Annotated in this window: 16 protein-coding genes and 1 tRNA gene; 7 read left to right on the top strand and 10 right to left on the bottom strand. The window is 62.5% G+C overall.

Annotation, left to right across the window (positions count from 1 at the left end; translation table 11 throughout):
* Positions 1–205 precede the first annotated feature (205 nt).
* The 6 genes from O7B34_RS01940 (at position 206) to O7B34_RS01915 (ending at position 9,259) form a co-directional block, all read left to right on the top strand.
* Entirely contained in the window at positions 206–1,672 is a 1,467-nt protein-coding gene (locus O7B34_RS01940) for an alpha-glucosidase/alpha-galactosidase (protein WP_337107268.1), read from the top strand.
* Positions 1,673–1,831: 159 nt separating this feature from the next.
* A complete protein-coding gene (locus O7B34_RS01935) occupies positions 1,832–3,913 on the top strand; it encodes an ABC transporter substrate-binding protein (RefSeq protein ID WP_337144668.1) in 2,082 nt (693 codons plus the stop codon).
* Positions 3,914–4,045: 132 nt separating this feature from the next.
* Complete coding sequence (locus tag O7B34_RS01930; protein ID WP_027146563.1) at positions 4,046–5,053, top strand: ABC transporter permease; 1,008 nt, start codon at positions 4,046–4,048, stop codon at positions 5,051–5,053.
* A complete protein-coding gene (locus O7B34_RS01925) occupies positions 5,054–6,190 on the top strand; it encodes an ABC transporter permease (RefSeq protein WP_337144667.1) in 1,137 nt (378 codons plus the stop codon). It abuts the gene before it with no gap.
* Positions 6,191–6,201: 11 nt separating this feature from the next.
* Positions 6,202–7,869 carry an ABC transporter ATP-binding protein gene (locus tag O7B34_RS01920; protein ID WP_337144666.1) on the top strand — a complete coding sequence of 556 codons (1,668 nt, stop codon included), beginning with the start codon at positions 6,202–6,204 and terminating at the stop codon, positions 7,867–7,869.
* A gap of 19 nt (positions 7,870–7,888) precedes the next feature.
* Positions 7,889–9,259, top strand: coding sequence for an alpha-glucosidase/alpha-galactosidase (locus tag O7B34_RS01915; RefSeq protein WP_337144665.1), 1,371 nt, complete (start codon positions 7,889–7,891; stop codon positions 9,257–9,259).
* 32 nt (positions 9,260–9,291) lie between these two features.
* On the opposite strand, the gene yacG is transcribed toward O7B34_RS01915, so the two are convergent.
* The 9 genes from yacG to O7B34_RS01870 all read right to left on the bottom strand — a co-directional run bounded on the left by yacG (position 9,292) and on the right by O7B34_RS01870 (position 15,045).
* Positions 9,292–9,489, bottom strand: a complete 198-nt coding sequence (yacG, locus tag O7B34_RS01910; RefSeq protein WP_337144664.1) for a DNA gyrase inhibitor YacG — start codon at positions 9,487–9,489, stop codon at positions 9,292–9,294.
* Positions 9,486–10,112 carry a Maf-like protein gene (locus O7B34_RS01905; protein ID WP_337107274.1) on the bottom strand — a complete coding sequence of 209 codons (627 nt, stop codon included), beginning with the start codon at positions 10,110–10,112 and terminating at the stop codon, positions 9,486–9,488. Before O7B34_RS01905 ends, yacG begins: the two co-directional genes overlap by 4 nt.
* 18 nt (positions 10,113–10,130) lie before the next feature.
* Positions 10,131–10,349: a translation initiation factor IF-1 gene (gene infA, locus O7B34_RS01900; RefSeq protein ID WP_006329283.1), complete on the bottom strand. Its 219-nt coding sequence runs from the start codon at positions 10,347–10,349 to the stop codon at positions 10,131–10,133.
* A gap of 197 nt (positions 10,350–10,546) precedes the next feature.
* Complete coding sequence (locus O7B34_RS01895) at positions 10,547–11,017, bottom strand: arsenate-mycothiol transferase ArsC (RefSeq protein WP_140504733.1); 471 nt, start codon at positions 11,015–11,017, stop codon at positions 10,547–10,549.
* Positions 11,005–11,490, bottom strand: coding sequence for a UPF0262 family protein (locus O7B34_RS01890; protein ID WP_337144663.1), 486 nt, complete (start codon positions 11,488–11,490; stop codon positions 11,005–11,007). Before O7B34_RS01890 ends, O7B34_RS01895 begins: the two co-directional genes overlap by 13 nt.
* A gap of 6 nt (positions 11,491–11,496) precedes the next feature.
* Positions 11,497–12,789 (bottom strand): histidinol dehydrogenase, encoded by a 1,293-nt coding sequence (hisD, locus tag O7B34_RS01885; RefSeq protein ID WP_337144662.1) that lies wholly within the window; start codon positions 12,787–12,789, stop codon positions 11,497–11,499.
* 7 nt (positions 12,790–12,796) lie between these two features.
* A complete protein-coding gene (locus O7B34_RS01880; RefSeq protein ID WP_337144661.1) occupies positions 12,797–13,228 on the bottom strand; it encodes a DUF2948 family protein in 432 nt (143 codons plus the stop codon).
* Between the two features lie 199 nt (positions 13,229–13,427).
* Positions 13,428–14,720: a UDP-N-acetylglucosamine 1-carboxyvinyltransferase gene (murA, locus tag O7B34_RS01875; RefSeq protein ID WP_027146553.1), complete on the bottom strand. Its 1,293-nt coding sequence runs from the start codon at positions 14,718–14,720 to the stop codon at positions 13,428–13,430.
* A 148-nt stretch (positions 14,721–14,868) separates the two neighbouring features.
* A complete protein-coding gene (locus O7B34_RS01870; RefSeq protein WP_337144660.1) occupies positions 14,869–15,045 on the bottom strand; it encodes a hypothetical protein in 177 nt (58 codons plus the stop codon).
* A gap of 160 nt (positions 15,046–15,205) precedes the next feature.
* Between O7B34_RS01870 and O7B34_RS01865 the strand changes: the two genes are divergently transcribed.
* Positions 15,206–15,280 (top strand) — tRNA-Thr (locus O7B34_RS01865).
* A 368-nt stretch (positions 15,281–15,648) separates the two neighbouring features.
* Here the strand turns inward: O7B34_RS01865 and O7B34_RS01860 are convergent.
* A complete protein-coding gene (locus O7B34_RS01860; protein WP_337144659.1) occupies positions 15,649–16,014 on the bottom strand; it encodes a VOC family protein in 366 nt (121 codons plus the stop codon).
* Between the last annotated feature and the right edge of the window lie 156 nt (positions 16,015–16,170).

The following is a 16,170-nucleotide window of genomic DNA, read 5'->3' as shown; positions in this document are numbered from 1 at the left end:
CCCTGAAAGCATAATCCTTCTCTGGCCGCGCCCGCGAATATGCGCATAATCCCGCCTCGAAGAACGCGAATAACCCGCGATCGAGGAGCGGGCGGGAGGAGAGAAAGCCGGATTCCGGCTTGAATGGCTTGCACGTCAAGGCGTGTAGCCGTCTTTCTCCCTTGCTGCTCCTTGCCTAGCATTCGAATGGATCGAGGTGAAGGTGATGAGTTTCAAAATCGCTATTATCGGCGCCGGCAGCGTCGGTTTCACCAAGAAGCTGTTCACCGACATTCTCTGCGTGCCTGAATTCAAGGACATCGAATTCGCGCTGACCGACCTCAGCGAGCACAATCTGGGGATGATCAAGGCGATCCTCGACAGGATCGTCGAGGCGAACGGATTGCCGACCAGGGTGACCGCGACAACCGACCGCCGCAAGGCGATCGAGGGCGCGCGCTATATCATCAGTTGCGTGCGGGTCGGCGGCCTCGAAGCCTATGCCGACGATATCCGCATTCCCTTGAAATACGGTATCGACCAGTGTGTCGGCGACACGATCTGCGCCGGCGGCATCCTCTACGGCCAGCGCAACATTCCGGTGATCCTTGATTTCTGCAAGGACATCCGCGAAGTCGCCGACACCAACGCCAAATTCCTCAACTACGCCAACCCGATGGCGATGAACACCTGGGCGGCGATCGAATACGGCAAGGTCGACACGGTCGGCCTCTGCCATGGTGTCCAGCACGGCGCCGAACAGATCGCCGCGGTGCTGGGCGCGAAATCGCCGCGGGAACTCGACTATGTCTGTTCCGGCATCAACCACCAGACCTGGTTCATCGATTTGCGGCTGAACGGCCGAAAGATCGACAAAGATGAGCTGGTCGCCGCCTTCGAGGCGCACCCGGTCTATTCCCAGCAGGAAAAGCTTCGCATCGATGTGCTCAAGCGTTTCGGCGTCTATTCGACTGAAAGCAACGGGCATCTTTCCGAATATCTGCCCTGGTACCGCAAGCGCCCCGACGAGATCACGCGCTGGATCGACATGTCGGACTGGATCCATGGCGAAACGGGCGGCTATCTCCGCTATTCCACGGAAACCCGCAATTGGTTCGAGACCGAATATCCGCAATTCCTCGAAGCGGCATCGAAGCCGATCGACGCCTCAAAGCGCTCCAACGAGCATGCCAGCCACATATTGGAGGCGCTGGAAACCAACCGCGTCTATCGCGGCCACTTCAACGTCAAGAACGATGGCGTCATCACCAATCTGCCGCGCGACGCCATCATCGAATCGCCCGGTTTCGTCGACCGTTTCGGCATCAACATGGCCGCCGGCATCACGCTGCCGGAAGCCTGTGCCGCCACATGCATGGCCTCTATCAACGTCCAGCGCATGTCGGTCCATGCCGCCATCTCTGGCGACATCGATCTTCTGAAGCTTGCCGTGCTGCACGACCCGCTGGTCGGCGCCGTGTCGACGCCGGAGGAGGTCTGGCAGATGGTGGACGAAATGGTCGTCGCCCAGGCGCAATGGTTGCCGCAATATGCCCACGCGGTTCCTGCGGCCAAAGAGCGGCTGTCGAAATCCACGGTCAAGACCCGGGAATGGGCGGGTGCCGCGCGGCGGAACGTGCGCTCGATCGAGGAACTGCGCGCAGAAAAGGCCGCACTGAAACAGGCCGTCTGAAAACCGGGCGCGGCGGCGGACCCTCGGGAGGCAGGTCCACCGCGGTCAGCGGCCCGGAGAAATCACGGGAGAAGTGTGAAGCGGTTCTCCGTCCGGAATTGCATAGAGACATAGACAAGACGAGCAGCAGCAAACGTCTGAACACGAGGGAGGACACTAATGAGGAACCTACGCAGTATTGGCATTGCCGCTGGACTGGCGCTGAGCGTCTCCGTTCCAGCGATCAACGCTTTCGCTTCCGAACCCACCATCCCGCCGGTGCCGGCGACGTTTCCGGCCGAGGGCAAGATCAAATACGTGGCGCGCGACTCCATCCTGGAGTTCAAGGCGCTGTCCGAATATCACGAGCCCGGCTGGGTGACGGAAAAATACGTCAAGGCCGGCAAGCTGCCGCCGGTCAAGGAAAGGCTGCCGAAGGAGCCGCTTGTCTTCAAGACGGGCAACATGCCGAACGGCGTCGGCGTCTACGGCGACACGATGCGCCATGTCATCGGTGGCCGGCCGGAAGGCTGGAACTACGGCGCCGGCCAGACCCAAGGCTGGGGCGGCATCGACATCGGCCTTTCCGAGTGCCTGACGCGCACCGCGCCGTTGTTCCAGGTCGAGGCGAAGGATACCGAGCCGCTGCCCAACCTCGCCAAAAGCTGGGATTGGTCAGCCGATGGCCACAAGCTGACCATGCATCTCGTCGAGGGTGCCAAATGGTCCGACGGCGTGCCATTCAACGCCGACGATGTCATGTTCTACTGGGACGACGAGGTCATGGATCCCAACGTCTCGCCGCTCAATGGCGCCACCCAGGAAACCTTCGGTGTCGGCACGACGCTCAAGAAGATCGACGACTATACGGTCGAGTGGACCTTCAAGGACGCCTTCCCGAAACAGCACCTCTACGCAATGGCTTACGGCACCTTCTGCCCCGGTCCCTCGCATATCTTGAAGCCGCAGCACCCGAAATATTCGAAGAACACCTACGACCAGTTCAAGAACGCCTTCCCGCCGGAATATATGAACATGCCGGTCATGGGCGCCTGGGTGCCGGTCGAATATCGGGCCGACGACATCATCGTCATGCGCCGCAATCCCTATTATTGGAAGGTGGACGAGAAGGGCAACCAGCTGCCCTATCTCAACGAATTGCATTACAAGCTGTCGACCTGGGCCGACCGCGACGTTCAGGCGGTCGCCGGCGCAGGCGACTTCTCCAATCTCGAGCAGCCGGAAAACTTCGTTGCCTCGCTGAAACGCGCGGCGGAAGCGAATGCGCCGGCGCGCCTTGCCTTCGGCCCGCGCCTGATCGGCTACAATCTGCGCCTGAACTTTTCCGCCAATGGCTGGGGCAATCCGGACGAGCGCGGCCAGGCGATCCGTGAACTGAACCGCAACGAGGATTTCCGCAAGGCCGTCACCATGGCGCTTGACCGCAAGGCGCTGGGCGATTCCCTCGTCAAGGGGCCGTTCACCGCGATCTATCCTGGCGGCCTCTCCTCGGGCACCAGCTTCTACGACCGCAAATCCACCGTCTACTATCCTTTCGACCTCGAGGGCGCCAAAGCCGAACTCGCCAAGGCCGGCCTGAAGGACACTGACGGCGATGGTTTCGTCAACTTCCCGGCCGGTACCGCCGGCGGCAAGAATGTCGAGATCGTGATGCTGGTCAACAACGACTACACCACCGACAAAAGCCTCGCCGAAGGCGTGGTCGCGCAGATGGAGAAGCTTGGCCTGCGGATCGTGCTCAACGGGCTCAACGGTACCCAGCGCGATGCCACGCAATATTCAGGCCGTTTCGACTGGCTGATCCGGCGCAATGAGCAGGAGCTGACCTCAGTGGTGCAGAACACCGTGCAGCTCGCTCCAGTCGGCCCCAAGACCAGCTGGGATCACCGCGCGCCGGAAAGCGGGGAGGTCGATCTGATGCCTTTCGAGAAGGATCTCGTCGACATCGTCAACAAGTTCGTCTCGTCGGCGGATAATAACCAGCGCGCCAGCCTGATGCGGGACTTCCAGAAAATCTCGACCGAACACGTCTACAATATCGGCCTGACGGAATATCCCGGCGCGCTGATCATCAACAAGCGCTTCTCGAACATTCCGCAAGGCACGCCGATCTTCATGTTCAACTGGGCTGAGGATTCGATCATCCGCGAACGGGTCTTCGTCGCGGCCGACAAGCAGGCCAAATACGAACTGTTCCCGGAAGAACTTCCCGGCAAGCCTGGAGACAAGGGTCCGATGTAAGTTTAAGGGCCGATGCAAGTTTACCTCCCCTGACTGAGAGAGACCCGGCCGCGCCGCTGGCGCGGCCGGGACAAACCAACCCTCCGAGCGCCCCCCAAGGAGCGTCCGGCGAGATGAGGAAGCGGACCGCCCATGCTGCGATTCCTGCTCACGCGAATAGCGTCGGCAATACCGGTTCTCGCTATTCTGAGCCTCGTCACCTTTGCCATCATCCAGGCGCCGCCTGGCGACTATGCCGATTACATCCGCTCGCAATTGATCAACCAGGGCGGAGCCTCCTTCGCCGAGGCCGACGCGCAGGCTCAGGCCTATCGCGTCGAGCACGGCCTCGATAAGCCGCTGCCCGTCCAGTATCTCAACTGGATCGGCGGCATCGTCACCCACGGTGATTTCGGCTACAGCCTCTATTACAACAAGCCGGTGGCCGACGTCGTCGGCGAGCGCCTGCCGCGCACCCTGCTTCTGGCTTTGGTCTGCCATCTGCTCGCCTCGGTGCTGGGCATCACCTTCGGCATCTGGGCGGCGACCCGGCAATACACCTGGATCGACTCGACCCTGTCGGCGGTTTCGTTCCTCGGCATGACGGTGCCGCGCTTCCTGATGGCGCTGATCATCGTCTATCTCCTGGTCTTCCAGTTCAATGTCTCGGAGATCGGCTCATTCTTCTCGCCGCAATATGGCGGCGCGCCATGGTCATGGGCGAAGTTCGTCGACCTGGTCAAGCATGTCTGGCCGGTGGTGGCGATCGCCACCTTCGGCGGCCTTGCCTACAATATGCGCGTCATGCGCGGCAATCTGCTCGATACGCTCAACGCGCAATATGTCGAGACGGCCAAGGCCAAGGGCTTGACCGGGAGCGCCGTCGTGATGCGCCACGCCGTGCCGAATGCCCTGCATCCGCTGGTCATGTATCAGGGCGTGGTGCTGCCCTATATGCTGACCGGCGAGATCGAGACGGCGATCATCTTCGCGCTGCCGACCGTCGGTCCGGCGATCGTCGGCTCGATGGCGGTCGGCGACGTCTATGTCACCGCCACCTTCATGATGGTGCTGTCGGCGACGCTGATCGTCGGCAACATCATCGCCGACATGCTGCTCGTCCTGCTCGATCCGCGCGTGCGCCAGTTCGGGGAGGGTTAGATGCTGGCACGAGATCCTGCACCACCGCCACCGCCAGCCGAGCGAGCCACAGTGGCGCCCGCACGCGGCAATGAGAGCTACATGGCGCTTGTCTGGCGCCGGCTGAAGCGCTCCTGGACCGGTATGGCCGGGCTTTGGCTGGTCGTGCTGCTCCTGGTCATGGCCGTATTCGCCGAATTCCTGGCGCCGATGGACCCGAAGGCGACCGATGTCGGCTTCGCCCCGCCGCAGCTGCCGTCCTTCCACGACAAGGACGGCAATTTCGTCGCGCGGCCGAGGGTCTATGCACTGTCCGATTCGGCCGACCTCGATCCGGTCACTTTCCAGCCCATCGTCGGCCCCGACTACGACCACCCGAGGCTGCTTGGCTTCTTCGTCGAAGGCGCACCGTACAAGCTCTTCGGACTGATACCGGCGAACCGGCATTTCTTCGCCTCGACGGATGGCCAGCCGGTGCATTTCCTCGGCACCGACAAATTCGGCCGCGACGTGCTGTCGCGCGCCATCCACGGCTCGCGCGTCTCACTGATGATCGCGCTGACGGTCGTCTTCATCATCACCGTCATCGGCACCACCGTCGGCATGGTCTCCGGTTATTTCGGCGGCCGGTTCGACGTCTGGATGCAGCGCTTCGTCGAACTGGTGCTCGCCTTCCCGCAACTGCCGCTCTACCTGGCGCTGACGACGTTGATCCCGGTCACCGCGCCGACCAATGTGTTCCTCGCCTTCGTCATCATCGTCATGTCGGCGCTCGGCTGGGCGCAGATGTCGCGGGAGGTGCGTGGCAAGACGCTGGCGCTGGCGCGCATAGAGTATGTGCGCGCCGCCATGGCGGTCGGCGCGACAGACCGGCGCATCATCCTGCAGCACATCTTCCCCAATGTGATGAGCCACGTGATTGTCGCCGTGACGCTGGCGATCCCGACGGTGGTGCTGCTCGAATCCTTCCTCGGTTTCCTCGGTTTTGCCGTCAAGCCGCCGCTGATCTCCTGGGGCCTGATGCTGCAGGACACCGCGACCTATTCGGTCATCGGCACTTATCCCTGGATCCTGTCGCCGGTCGGTTTCGTGCTCGTCACCGTCTTTGCCTTCAACGCGCTGGGCGACGGCCTGCGCGATGCCGTCGATCCGTATTGAGGGGGACCGGGATGACCGTCGTACTCGCCGAGCCCTTCGCGCCAGCCTTCCGCCTTGACCATGACGGGCGCCAGGGAGAGCCCGTCATCGATGCCCGCAACATCGAGGTGGCCTTCAAGGTCGAACACGGTGTCGTCGAGGCGGTCAAGGACATCTCTTTCCAGCTCTATCGCGGCGAGACGATCGCGATCGTCGGCGAATCCGGTTCCGGCAAGTCGGTGACGGCGCGCACCGTCATGGGGCTGCTGTCGCGCCGAGCCACCGTGTCGCCGAAATCGAGCATCTGTTACGACGGACAGGACATCCTGAAATTCCCCGAAAGTGCCCGGCGCAAGCTGCGTGGCAACCGCATCTCGATGATCTTCCAGGAGCCGATGAGCTCGCTCAATCCGATCTATACGGTCGGCAGCCAGATCGTCGAGGCAATCCGGGTGCATCGCAAGGTGAGCCGCAAGCAAGCCTGGGCGCGGGCGCTCGAGCTGCTGCGGCATGTGCAGATCCCCGAACCCGAAGCGCGGCTCAAACAATATCCGCACCAGCTCTCGGGCGGGCAGCGGCAGCGCGTGATGATCGCCATGGCGCTCGCCAACGATCCCGACGTGCTGATCGCCGATGAGCCGACGACCGCGCTTGATGTCACGGTCCAGGCGCAGATCCTTAACCTGATCCGCAATCTGCAGAAAGAGCTGCGGATGGCGGTGATCCTGATCACCCACGATCTCACCGTGGTGCGCAAGTTTTCCGACTACGTCTATGTGATGCAGCATGGCGAAATGTGCGAGCACAACGTCACCGAGCGGCTCTTCGCCGCTCCGCGGCATCCCTATACCCAGCGGCTGCTTGCCTCCGAGCCACGCGGCCGGCCGCAACCGCTGCCCGAGGGCAGCGGCACCATCCTCGAGGCGAACGGCGTGCGCGTCTGCTTCATGCTGCGCCATGGAACGTTCCTGAAGCCGGACTGGCGCGAACTGGTTGCCGTCGACGACCTCGACCTCAAGCTTTGCCGCCACGAGACGCTGGGGCTGGTCGGCGAATCCGGTTCCGGCAAGACCACATTCGGCCAGGCGTTGCTGAGGCTGACCGACGCCAAACGCGGCGAGATCCGCTTCGATGGCCAGCCTATTCATGGCCTGTCGCGAGGCGAGATGCGGCCGCTGCGTTCGCGCATGCAGATCGTCTTTCAGGATCCGTTCTCCTCGCTCAACCCGCGCATGACGATCGGCCAGATCATCGAGGAAGGGCTGATCGTCAACAGCATCGGCGCGACACGGCGCGAGCGGGTCGAGCGGGTGCGCGAGGCACTGGTCAGTGCCGGCATGCCGGGCGATATCCTGTCGCGGTTTCCGCATGAGTTCTCCGGTGGCCAGCGCCAGCGCATCGCGATTGCGCGGGCCATCGCACTCGAACCCGAATTCATCCTGCTCGACGAGCCGACATCGGCGCTCGACCTCTCCGTCCAGGCACAGATCATCGACCTGCTGCGCAAGCTGCAGGACGAGCGTGGCCTGAGCTATCTCTTCATCTCGCACGACCTCAAGGTGGTGCGCGCGCTGTGTCACCGCGTCATCGTCATGCAGCACGGCAAGATCGTCGAGCAGGGCCCTGTCGACGAGGTCCTCACCAATCCCAAGACCGCCTACACCGAACGGCTCGTCAGGGCCGCTTTCGACGTGGCCTGAACACATGCCGGAGGTTACATTGGCAAGACATCCCAGGATCACTTTCATCGGCGCCGGTTCGACGGTGTTCATGAAGAACATCGTCGGCGACGTGCTGCAGCGCCCGGCACTTTCGGGCGCCACGATCGCGCTGATGGACATCAATCCGCAGCGGCTGGAAGAAAGCGCCGTCGTCGTCAACAAGCTGATCGCCACACTCGGCGTCAAGGCGAAGGCCGAGACCTACACGGACCAGCGCAAGGCGCTGGCGGGCGCCGATTTCGTCGTCGTCGCCTTCCAGATCGGCGGCTATGAGCCCTGCACCGTCACGGATTTCGAGGTGCCGAAGAGATACGGGCTGCGCCAGACGATCGCCGATACGCTCGGCGTCGGCGGCATCATGCGGGGCCTGAGGACCGTGCCGCATCTGTGGAAGATCTGCGAGGACATGCTTGCCGTCTGCCCGCAGGCGATCATGCTGCAATACGTCAACCCGATGGCGATCAACACCTGGGCGATCTCAGAGAAATATCCCGAGATCAGGCAGGTCGGGCTGTGCCACTCGGTGCAAGGCACGGCGATGGAACTGGCGCACGACCTCGACCTTCCCTACGACGAGATTCGTTACCGCTCGGCTGGTATCAACCACATGGCCTTCTACCTGAAGTTCGAGCATCGCCAGCCGGACGGATCCTACCGCGACCTCTATCCCGATCTCGTGCGCGCCTATCGCGAAGGCCGCGCGCCGAAGCCCGGCTGGAACCCGCGCTGCCCCAACAAGGTGCGTTACGAGATGCTGACGCGGCTGGGCTATTTCGTCACCGAAAGCTCGGAGCATTTTGCCGAATACACGCCCTATTTCATCAAGGACGGCCGCCCCGATTTGATCGAGAAATACGGCATTCCGCTCGATGAATATCCCAAGCGCTGCATCGAGCAGATCGAACGCTGGAAGGACCAGGCGCAAGCGTATAGCTCGGCCCAACGTATCGAGGTCGAGGAGTCCAAGGAGTATGCCTCCTCGATCATGAATTCTGTGTGGACCGGCGAGCCGTCGGTGATCTACGGCAATGTCTGCAACAATGGCTGCATCACCTCGCTGCCCCGCGATTGCGCGGCCGAAGTGCCGTGCCTGGTCGATGCGTCCGGCATCCAGCCGACCTATATAGGCGACCTGCCGCCGCAATTGACGGCGCTGATCCGTACCAACATCAACGTGCAGGAACTGACGGTGCGGGCGCTGATGACGGAAAACCGCGAACACATCTATCACGCGGCGATGATGGACCCGCACACGGCGGCCGAACTCGACCTCGACCAGATCTGGTCACTGGTCGACGATCTCCTGGCCGCCCACGGCGACTGGCTTCCGGCCTGGGCGCGTGGTGATCGCAAGAACCAGGCCGCCTGACCGGCGGCCCTGGGTTCATTTCGGCCCTGGCTTCATTTCGGCTCGTCGGCGTCCCGTTCTTCCTCGTCGTCGCGAGCGGAGATGACATAGGCGCCCTTCAGCCAGCGGTTGAGGTCGATGTCCTTGCAGCGCGTCGAGCAGAACGGATAGGTCTCGCGCGCCGACGGCTTGCCGCATTCGGGGCAAGGGCGCTTGGGCCGCAGTGGCGTGACTTTGTCGTCCGGGCTCATGGTCGCGCGGACAACCAGTTTTGATGGGTCTTGAAACCTTCGCCCGACAGCAGCGCCGCCGTCTCATAGAGCGGCAGGCCGACGATGTTGGTGTAGGAGCCGACGAGCTTGACGACGAAGGCGCCGGCGAGACCCTGGACGGCATAGCCGCCGGCCTTGCCCCGCCATTCGCCCGAGGCGACATAGGCGTCGATTTCCTCGCGTGGCAGCCGCTTGAAACGCACCCGCGTCTCGACCAGCCGCTGGCGCATTTTGCCCCCTGGCGTGATCAGGCAGATGCCGGAATAAACCCGGTGCGAACGGCCGGACAACAGCCCGAGGCAGTTGGCGGCGTCATCCAGTGTCTCGGCCTTGGGCAGGATGCGTCGCCCGACGGCGACCACCGTGTCGGCAGCCAGCACAAAGCTTGGCGCATAGTCGGTCTCGGCCTTCAGCGACGCGAACGCCTTCTCGGCCTTTTCCTTCGACAGCCGTTTGGCCAGCGAGCGCGGATGCTCGGCACGTAGCGGTGTTTCGTCGATATCGGCTGGCAGGATGCGGTCCGGCTCGATGCCGGCCTGCTGCAAGAGTTCGATGCGACGCGGCGAACCCGAGGCAAGCACCAGCTTATGCAAAATGCTCATCGCGCTCGGGTCTTGATCTTACTTGAAACGATAGGTGATGCGGCCCTTGGTCAGGTCGTATGGCGTCATCTCGACCAGAACCTTGTCGCCAGTCAGCACGCGGATGCGGTTCTTGCGCATGCGGCCGGCCGTATGGGCGATGATCTCGTGTTCGTTTTCGAGCTTTACCCTGAACATCGCGTTGGGCAACAATTCCGTGACGATACCCGGAAACTCGAGGACTTCTTCCTTCGGCATTCGATACCTTTGCTTGGATGGCAGTTCCGGCGCCTAGAGCATGATGCCGAAAAGTGTGAAGCGGTTTTCCGACGACATCATGCTCTACTTGTTTGACCTAGAGTCGGATGATTTCAGGTCGGACAGACCTGAAATCATCCGACTCCAGCCGGAATTTCGGCGGAACCTATATGATAATCGTGCGCTTGTGAACACGCTTAATCCGTCGCGTTTTTTGCTTCGGGAAGCAAAAAACGTCGGCTTATGCGCAACTTCAGCCGCTCGCGCACGTCGCGATAGCTGGCCATGATCTGTTCACGCGTGCCGTCGGCACCGGTCGGGTCCGGCGTAGGCCAGTATTCCACCTCGACGGCAAGCGAGCGGGTGAGTTCGAGTGCGGCATGGTGCGCCTCCGGCGCCAGTGTCACGATCAGGTCAAAATAGTCGTCCTCGAGATCGTCCAGCGTCCGTGGATGGCGTTCGCCCAGTGTCAGACCGTCTTCGGCAAGCACGGCATCGACGAACGGGTCGCGCTCGCCGGCGCGCACACCCGCCGAGGCGACGAAAATGGTGGCGGGAAGCATCCGGCGCGCCAGCTGCTCGGCCATTGGCGAGCGCACGGCATTCATGCCGCACAGGAACAGGACCGAGCGGGGCAGGGCGCCGGCGACCAGGATCAGCCCCGCCAGTGCAGCACGCAGACCAGCGTGAACAGCCGTCGCGCCGTGTCGAAGTCGATGTCGATCTTGCCGGAGAGCCGATCCATCAGCGTCTGCGAGCCCTCATTGTGCAGGCCACGGCGGCCCATGTCGATCGCCTCGATGTGGCTCGGCGTCGAGGAGCGGATGGCGTCGTAATAGCTCTCGCAGATCATATAGTAGTCCTTGACGATGCGCCTGAGCGGCGTCAGCGACAGGATGTGGGTGACGACGGCGGCGCCGTCCTCGCGCGCCACGGCAAAGACCAGGCGGGACTCGGCCAGCGACAGCTTCAGCCGGTAAGGACCTGTACCGCTGTCGTTGACAGGCTTAAAACAGTTCTCCTCGATCAGGTCGAAGATCGCCACCGCCCGCTCATGCTCGACATCGGGCGTCGAACGGCCGATCGATTCATCGAGTTCGACATCGATCAGTTTTGCGCGGGTTTGATCGTGGCCCGTCATGCCGGCCTACATGTTCAGACGTATGGCGACAGAGCGGCCATGCGCGTCGAGCCCTTCCGCCTGAGCGAGTGCGATCGCCGCCGGTGCCAGCATGCGCAACTGCTCCGGCCCGAGCTTCAGGACCGAGGTGCGCTTGACGAAGTCGAGCACGGACAGGCCCGACGAGAAGCGCGCCGAGCGCGCCGTCGGCAGCACATGGTTGGAGCCGCCGACATAGTCGCCGATGACCTCGGGCGTGTGGCGGCCGAGAAAAACCGCGCCCGCGTTGCGCATCTTTGCGAGGAAGCCCTCGGCATCGTCGATGGCCAGCTCGACATGTTCGGCGGCGATACGGTCGACCAGCGGCAGCGATGCCTCGATCGTTTCGACCTCGATCACCGCGCCGAAATCGCGCCAGCTCGCCGCCGCCGTTTCAGCGCGCGGCAGGCTCTGCAGCTGGCGTTCGACCGCATGTTCGACCGCTTTGCCGAAAGCCGGGTCATCGGTGATCAGGATCGACTGCGACGACACGTCGTGTTCGGCCTGGGCAAGCAGGTCCGCCGCGATCCACTCCGGATCATTGCCGCCGTCGGCCACCACAAGCACCTCCGACGGCCCGGCGATCATGTCGATGCCGACAGTGCCGAACACCCGCCGCTTGGCCGCGGCGACATAGGCGTTGCCGGGGCCGACGATCTTGGCCACCGGCTTGATCGTCTGCGTGCCATAGGCAAGCGCCGCGATCGCCTGCGCGCCGCCGACGCGGTAGATTTCGGAGACGCCTGATATATCCGCCGCCACCAGCACCAGCGGGTTGACGATGCCATGCGGTGCCGGCACGACCATGACGATGCGCTCGACGCCGGCTACCTTGGCCGGCACGGCGTTCATCAGCACCGAGCTCGGATAGCTTGCCGTGCCGCCCGGCACATAGAGCCCGACCGCCTCGATCGCAGTCCAGCGCGAGCCGAGCTCGACGCCGGCGGCATCCGTGTAGCGTTCATCCTGCGGCTTTTGCCGCTGGTGATGGGACCGGATGCGGTCACGTGCGAATTTCAGCGCCTCGACCGTGGCCGGATCGGCCTCGGCATAGGCGCCGGCGATGTCTTCCGCCGAGACGGCAATGCCGAGCTTGGCGAGGTCGCCTCCGCCGAATTTCTGCGTGTAGTCGATCAGTGCCGCGTCGCCCTCGGCACGCACGCGCGCGATGATGTCGCGCACCACGGCGTCGACATCGGCCGATACCTCGCGCTTGGTCAGGAGGAACGCGGCGAAACGCTGCTCGAAATCGGCGTCGGACTGGCGAAGCGTGATGGCCATCGTATGCTCAAGCCCTGTGTATGGGGCGCGACGTGGCTTCCCACGCGCCGCCAATATCGGCAAGGCGAGCCTCGATGCATTCGACATCGAGCATGATCGTGCCGCCGCCCGAAAAGATCAGTTCGACGATGCCCGCGGGCTTGCTGATCTCGATGAAGCTGATCGCCAGCAGGGAGAGAATTTCGGCCGGCTTGTCGCGCGCGATGCCGTTGGTCTTGGCGCCCAGCACCCGGTCGAAATGCAGCACGGTCTGCCGTCGCTCATTGTGTTGGCGAAACAGGCCGGATTTGGCTTCCCACACGAAACGATTCATGGTCAGCACGAAACGCTTGGCTTTGGGCAGGAATTCGAGGTCCGAAACCTTCATCACGGCGTCCTGGAGATGGGCCGAGACGATGCTCAGATCCTGGTCGTCGAGCGCGATGAGTTTTAAGACCATGCGGATTTCACACCTAGGGGTTGGCAACCAGCCTTTCTGTTAGGCGGTCTTTCCGATCGGTGCAACCGCGCCAAGAATGCTGCCAGAGGCAATTGCCTCAGGTTTTGCGCACCCCTCATCGGCCCTGCCGGCACTTCTCCCCGTATAGTGGCGGGCGAAGGACGCTTCGCAGATGATTTCGCCAAGCGACCGCGGATCGTTAAGCCGAAATACGCTCGATCACCGCGCCGCAATTGGAAAGCTTTTCCTCCAGCCGCTCGAAACCGCGGTCGAGATGGTAGACGCGGTTGACCGTGGTCTCGCCTTCGGCCGCCAGGCCAGCGATGACCAGCGAGACGGAAGCGCGAAGATCGGTCGCCATGACCGGCGCGCCTTTCAGCTTCGCCACGCCGTCGACGATCGCCGTCTGGCCCGAAAGCGTGATGTGGGCGCCGAGCCGAGCCAGTTCCTGGACGTGCATGAAGCGGTTTTCGAAGATCGTCTCGGTGATGCGCGACTTGCCCTTGGCCATGGTCATCAGGCCCATGAACTGCGCCTGCAGGTCGGTCGGGAAGGCCGGGAAGGGCGCCGTCGTCACATCGACCGGCGAAATGCCGGCGCCATTGCGCCTCACGCGGATGCCGGAATTGGTCTGCGTGATCTCCGCGCCCGTCTGGGAAATCACGTCGAGCGCCGTCTGCAGCAGCTCCGGCCGCGCGCCTTCGAGCACAACGTCGCCGCCGGTCATCGCCACAGCCATGGCATAGGTGCCGGTCTCGATGCGGTCGGGGATGACGCGCACGCGCGCGCCCGACAGCGCTTCAACGCCGTCGATGGTGATGGTGGGCGTGCCGGCGCCGGAAATCCTGGCGCCCATGGCGTTGAGGCATTCGGCGAGATTGACGATCTCGGGCTCGCAGGCGGCGTTTTCGAGCACCGTCTCGCCCTTGGCGAGCGATGCCGCCATCATCAGCACATGGGTGGCGCCGACCGAGACCTTGGGGAAGGCGTAACGGTTGCCGACGAGGCGGCCATTCCGGGTCTTGGCGATGACATAGCCGGTATCGACATCGATATCGGCGCCCAGCGCCTGCAGGCCTTCGAGGAACAGATCGACCGGACGCGTGCCGATGGCGCAGCCGCCGGGCAGCGAGACCTTGGCCTCGCCCATCCGGGCCAGCAGCGGCCCGATCACCCAGAACGAGGCGCGCATCTTGGACACCAGCTCGTAAGGAGCGGTGGTATCGACGATGTTGCGGGCGGAGAAGTTGATGGTGCGCGAATAGCCCTCATTCTGCTTCTCGCGGCGGCCATTGACCGAATAGTCGACGCCGTGATTGCCGAGGATGCGGATCAGTTGCTCGACATCGGCCAGATGCGGCACGTTTTCGAGTGTCAGCGTGTCGTCGGTCAGAAGCGAGGCGATCATCAGCGGCAGAGCGGCGTTTTTGGCGCCCGAGATCGGAATGCTTCCGGCAAGCTTGTTGCCGCCGACAATTCTGATGCGATCCATTAGAGAATGTCCCTCTCAGCCAGAAAAGGCCGGTTCAATCGTTTGAGTGTATCGGCCCGTCTAGACCATTGACCAATCTGGTTCAAGAATTAGGCTGGTTCAAGAAATAGGATTTCGCCCACCCCGGCCCAAGAGTGGCCGATTTGAGTTAATCTTTCTTCATTTCCTTGGCCGCGCCGAGCCCGTCGGGCCGTTGGTCGGCCTCACCTGTGCGGCGCGAGCGCGACTGCGCCTTGCGCTTCTGCAGATTGGCACGCAACTGCTCGGCGAGCCGGCTCTTGCGGATTGTTTCGCTGCTTTTCGGTGGATTTGTCTTGTCGTTCATCATCCCGCCCCGGTTGGCGACCAGCCAACCCGCCATTCAGGGATAGCCAACATTGTGGCGCCGCCATGTCATGGAAAGCTATCCGGCAAAGGCTTTCACAGAAGCGTTGTTCTTGGCCTTGCGCTTGCCGGTTCGATATGGCAGAAGCCCGCCATCGGCGGCTGCGGTAGCTCAGTGGTAGAGCACTCCCTTGGTAAGGGAGAGGTCGAGAGTTCAATCCTCTCTCGCAGCACCAGTCCATCCCTTTGAAATCGTTCAAGCGCTTGACTTACAAGGCCTCGTGTCCGGCTTCAGCGTGTCCTGGACAGTCTCGACATTGCGCGCGACGATCGCCAACGCGTCTTCATCGTAACGCAGCGGCAACGTCGCTGTCACCCCAGTGGGAGTCGCCGTTGATCTCCACGGCCGGGAACAGGAATGGACCGTTGCCGCCGCCAGGATAACGTCGATCGACAATTGGTCGCCTGAGAAAACTTTCACAACATCGGTGCGGGCATTCCAGGCAAGGATGTTGAGTTTCACAGGACAGGTTAGCGGGGGCGTCTCGGTGGTCGCTACAATGTCAAAAAATTTCTTGTAAGCGCCATCAGCTTCAAGTCAGGCTCAATCCTTCTTGAACTCGAATAGCTCGACAACGTTGCCCGATGGATCTTCGAGCAAGATGGCGCGGCCGGCACCGCCGTCGCTGATTTTGCCGCGGAATCTTGCGTCAGCGCGGCGCAACCGCTCAATGAGGACATCGATCTCGGCCGTAACGATCATAAATCGGTTCCACCCGCCCGGCTTTGGATCGCCACCCGCCTGACCGCCGCTCCCAGCACCTGGGGCGCTGAGATATAGCGTCAAGTCATCACGCAACATCGCGGCAAACTTGCCCGGATTGTGCTTGTTGACCTTGAAATCGAGATTGTCTCGATAGAACGCGACCGCCTCGTCGACATTCTCAACGATGTATCGGACGGATGCCATTCAGCTTCTCCTCCCTGTTGTAACTAAAATGGTCAACTGCACAAAAGGTTTCCTGCGGTGGAACTGAGTACAGGAGCGACTATCCGGGTTGCTGGCAGTCGGCCGGCCCTTGCGGCGCTGCTCGAAACCACCCGTCACGCTGGCACTTCAGGTCTG

The organism is Mesorhizobium sp. Cs1299R1N3, assembly GCF_037179625.1.
Taxonomy (GTDB): Bacteria; Pseudomonadota; Alphaproteobacteria; order Rhizobiales; family Rhizobiaceae; genus Mesorhizobium; species Mesorhizobium salmacidum.
This window is presented reverse-complemented; position numbering and strand designations above follow the sequence as displayed.

Excerpts from the sequence above, each read along its gene's own strand:
- O7B34_RS01890 (WP_337144663.1), bottom strand. The coding sequence starts at position 11,490 with ATGACGGGCCACGATCAAACCCGCGCAAAACTGATCGATGTCGAACTC.
- yacG (WP_337144664.1), bottom strand. The coding sequence starts at position 9,489 with ATGAGCCCGGACGACAAAGTCACGCCACTGCGGCCCAAGCGCCCTTGC.
- O7B34_RS01925 (WP_337144667.1), top strand. The coding sequence starts at position 5,054 with ATGCTGGCACGAGATCCTGCACCACCGCCACCGCCAGCCGAGCGAGCC.
- O7B34_RS01920 (WP_337144666.1), top strand. The coding sequence starts at position 6,202 with ATGACCGTCGTACTCGCCGAGCCCTTCGCGCCAGCCTTCCGCCTTGAC.
- O7B34_RS01930 (WP_027146563.1), top strand. The coding sequence starts at position 4,046 with ATGCTGCGATTCCTGCTCACGCGAATAGCGTCGGCAATACCGGTTCTC.
- O7B34_RS01935 (WP_337144668.1), top strand. The coding sequence starts at position 1,832 with ATGAGGAACCTACGCAGTATTGGCATTGCCGCTGGACTGGCGCTGAGC.
- infA (WP_006329283.1), bottom strand. The coding sequence starts at position 10,349 with ATGCCGAAGGAAGAAGTCCTCGAGTTTCCGGGTATCGTCACGGAATTG.
- O7B34_RS01880 (WP_337144661.1), bottom strand. The coding sequence starts at position 13,228 with ATGGTCTTAAAACTCATCGCGCTCGACGACCAGGATCTGAGCATCGTC.
- O7B34_RS01860 (WP_337144659.1), bottom strand. The coding sequence starts at position 16,014 with ATGGCATCCGTCCGATACATCGTTGAGAATGTCGACGAGGCGGTCGCG.
- O7B34_RS01940 (WP_337107268.1), top strand. The coding sequence starts at position 206 with ATGAGTTTCAAAATCGCTATTATCGGCGCCGGCAGCGTCGGTTTCACC.
- O7B34_RS01870 (WP_337144660.1), bottom strand. The coding sequence starts at position 15,045 with ATGAACGACAAGACAAATCCACCGAAAAGCAGCGAAACAATCCGCAAG.
- hisD (WP_337144662.1), bottom strand. The coding sequence starts at position 12,789 with ATGGCCATCACGCTTCGCCAGTCCGACGCCGATTTCGAGCAGCGTTTC.
- murA (WP_027146553.1), bottom strand. The coding sequence starts at position 14,720 with ATGGATCGCATCAGAATTGTCGGCGGCAACAAGCTTGCCGGAAGCATT.
- O7B34_RS01905 (WP_337107274.1), bottom strand. The coding sequence starts at position 10,112 with ATGAGCATTTTGCATAAGCTGGTGCTTGCCTCGGGTTCGCCGCGTCGC.